3 protein-coding genes are annotated in these 2,943 nt (G+C 59.8%); all 3 read left to right on the top strand.

Annotated features, from left to right (window positions below):
* The coding region (locus Q8K05_RS18530) for an Hsp70 family protein (RefSeq protein WP_305248179.1) at positions 1-657 on the top strand (657 nt) is incomplete at its 5' end.
* 192 nt (positions 658-849) lie between these two features.
* Positions 850-1,989, top strand: coding sequence for a molecular chaperone DnaJ (gene dnaJ / locus Q8K05_RS18525; protein ID WP_305248177.1), 1,140 nt, complete (start codon positions 850-852; stop codon positions 1,987-1,989).
* A gap of 270 nt (positions 1,990-2,259) precedes the next feature.
* Positions 2,260-2,943: alcohol dehydrogenase catalytic domain-containing protein (locus tag Q8K05_RS18520; protein ID WP_305248175.1), on the top strand; the 684-nt coding region annotated here is incomplete at its 3' end.

The raw sequence follows: 2,943 nt of genomic DNA, 5'->3' as shown, positions 1-2,943 counted from the left end.
ACCGCTGAAGACAACCAGCCGGCCGTGACGATCAAGGTGTTCCAGGGCGAGCGCGAGATTGCTTCGGGCAACAAGGCGCTGGGCGAGTTCAACCTTGAAGGCATTCCGCCCTCAACACGCGGCACACCGCAGATTGAAGTGTCTTTTGACATTGACGCCAACGGCATCTTGCATGTGGGCGCCAAGGACAAGGGCACCGGCAAGGAAAACAAGATCACGATCAAAGCCAACTCGGGCCTCTCGGAAGCCGAGATCCAGCAGATGGTGAAAGACGCCGAACTGAACGCCGAAGAAGACAAGAAAAAAGTCGAATTCGTGCAGGCCAAAAACAGCGCCGAAGCCATGGTGCACAGCGTGAAAAAGTCGCTGGGCGAGTATGGCGACAAGCTTGATGCGGGCGAGAAGGAAAAAATCGAGACCGCCATCAAGAACATGGAAGAAGCCCTCAAGGGCGAAGACAAAGCCGCCATTGAAGCCAAGAACGCGGCCCTGATGGAAGCGAGCCAGAAGCTCGGCGAAAAAATGTACGCCGACATGCAGGCGTCGCAAGCCGATGCGGGCGCTGGTGCCGCAGCGGGTGCCGAGCAGGCGCAGGCCAAGCAGGCCGCCGATGACAATGTGGTTGACGCCGAAGTCAAGGAAGTCAAAAAGAGCTGACCCGGGCAGCCGCCCTGACTGAGACGTTCACTGCAAGCAGCGAGGCGGAATCCAGGATGACTCCTGGTTTCCGCTTTTGCATTTTATTTTTTCGTTTTCCAGGCCTTCGTGCAGCGTGCAATCATTGGGATATCGCCCTGTTTTTCTAGCACAGAAGCCCACCACAACCCAAGTCACCCGAACTGACCTGCCATGTCCAAAAAAGACTATTACGACACGCTGGGAGTACCCAAAAACGCCAGCGACGAAGACATCAAGAAGGCGTACCGCAAGCACGCGATGAAGCACCACCCTGACCGAAACCAGGGAGCCGGCTCCAAAGCGTCCGAAGAAAAATTCAAGGAAGCCAAAGAGGCCTACGAGATGCTTTCGGACGAAAACAAGCGCACCGCTTACGACCAGTATGGCCATGCCGGCGTAGACCCCAACATGCGGGGCGGCCCGGGCACGGAAGGCTTCGGCGGATTCGCCGAGGCCTTTGGCGACATTTTCGGCGACGTCTTCAGCGGCCAGCGCGGCGGCCAGCAACGCGGCGGCCGCCAGGTCTACCGCGGCGGCGACCTGAGCTACGCCATGGAAATCACCCTCGAAGAAGCGGCGCACGGCAAGGAAGCACAAATCCGCGTGCCCAGCTGGGACGACTGCAACACCTGCCACGGCAGCGGTGCCAAGCCCGGCACCAAGGTGGTCACCTGCACCACCTGCCACGGCCATGGCGTGGTGCAGATGCGCCAGGGATTTTTCAGCGTGCAGCAAACCTGCCCGCAGTGCAAGGGCACGGGCAAGTTGATTCCCGAGCCTTGCATCAGCTGCCACGGCGTGGGCAAGACCAAAAACAACAAGACGCTGGAAGTCAAAATCCCGGCCGGCATTGACGACGGCATGCGCATCCGCTCGACCGGCAACGGCGAGCCCGGCACCAACGGCGGCCCGCCCGGCGATCTGTACATCGAAATCCGCATCAAAAAGCACGACATCTTTGAGCGGGACGGCGACGACTTGCACTGTGCCATGCCCATCAGCTTCACCACGGCCGCGCTGGGCGGTGAAATTGAGGTGCCCACGCTGGCCGGCAAGGCGGCGATTGACATTCCGGAGGGCACGCAAGCCGGCAAGCAGTTCCGTCTGCGCGGCAAAGGCATCAAGGGCGTGCGCTCCAGCTATCCCGGCGACCTGTACTGCCACATCACGGTGGAAACACCCGTGAAACTGACGGAACACCAGCGCAAGCTGCTCAAGGAGCTGGACGAGTCGATCAAAAAAGGCGGCGCCAAGCATTCCCCCAGCGAAGAAGGCTGGGCCGACAAGCTGAAGAATTTCTTCACGGCCTGAACGCGCGGCAGTCCGAACCTGGCCTGCCGCCCCGCCCTCAAATGCCGGACCTGTTCCGGCATTTGTTATTGAAAGCGTGTTTTTACCGCTACTGAATAAATAGCTATAAGCACCCGTACTCATTGCGCTGGAGGTCTATTTCAATGATAAAAACAGCGCTCTTTGCCGCGCACGGACAAGAAGGGTCTGGCTTATAGTGACTGCTGCCCGGTGATTACCGGCGATTACCCGCGCTGACCAAGCGCAGAAACCACCAACCAAATTCCCCCCATGAAAACAAAAGCTGCTGTTGCCTGGAAATCAGGCGAACCCCTCACCATTGAAACCGTTGACCTCGAAGGCCCGAAGTTTGGCGAGGTGCTGGTCGAGATCAAGGCCACCGGGATTTGCCATACCGACTATTACACCCTGTCGGGCGCCGACCCCGAAGGCATCTTCCCGGCCATCCTCGGCCACGAGGGCGCGGGCATTGTGGTCGATGTCGGCCCCGGCGTGACCACGCTCCAAAAAGGCGACCATGTCATTCCGCTCTACACGCCGGAATGCCGCCAGTGCAAGTTCTGCCTGTCGCGCAAGACCAATCTGTGCCAGCTGATTCGCGGCACGCAGGGCAAGGGCCTGATGCCTGACGCCACCAGCCGCTTCAGCCTGGATGGCCAGCCGATCTTCCATTACATGGGCACGTCAACCTTCAGCAACTACACCGTGGCGCCCGAAATCTCGCTGGCCAAAATCCGCAAGGACGCGCCTTTCGACAAGGTCTGCTACATCGGCTGCGGCGTGACCACGGGCATTGGCGCCGTGATCTTCACGGCCAAGGTGGAAGTGGGCGCCAACGTGGTGGTGTTTGGCCTGGGCGGCATTGGCCTGAACGTGATCCAGGGTGCGAAAATGGTGGGGGCCGACAAGATCATCGGCGTTGACATCAACCCGGCGCGCCAGGAAATGGCGCGC

The sequence above is a fragment of the Polaromonas sp. genome, assembly GCF_030682935.1.
GTDB lineage: Bacteria > Pseudomonadota > Gammaproteobacteria > Burkholderiales > Burkholderiaceae_C > Polaromonas.
The sequence above is the reverse complement of the archived record's forward strand: the minus strand, read 5'-3'. Positions and strand labels throughout refer to the sequence as shown.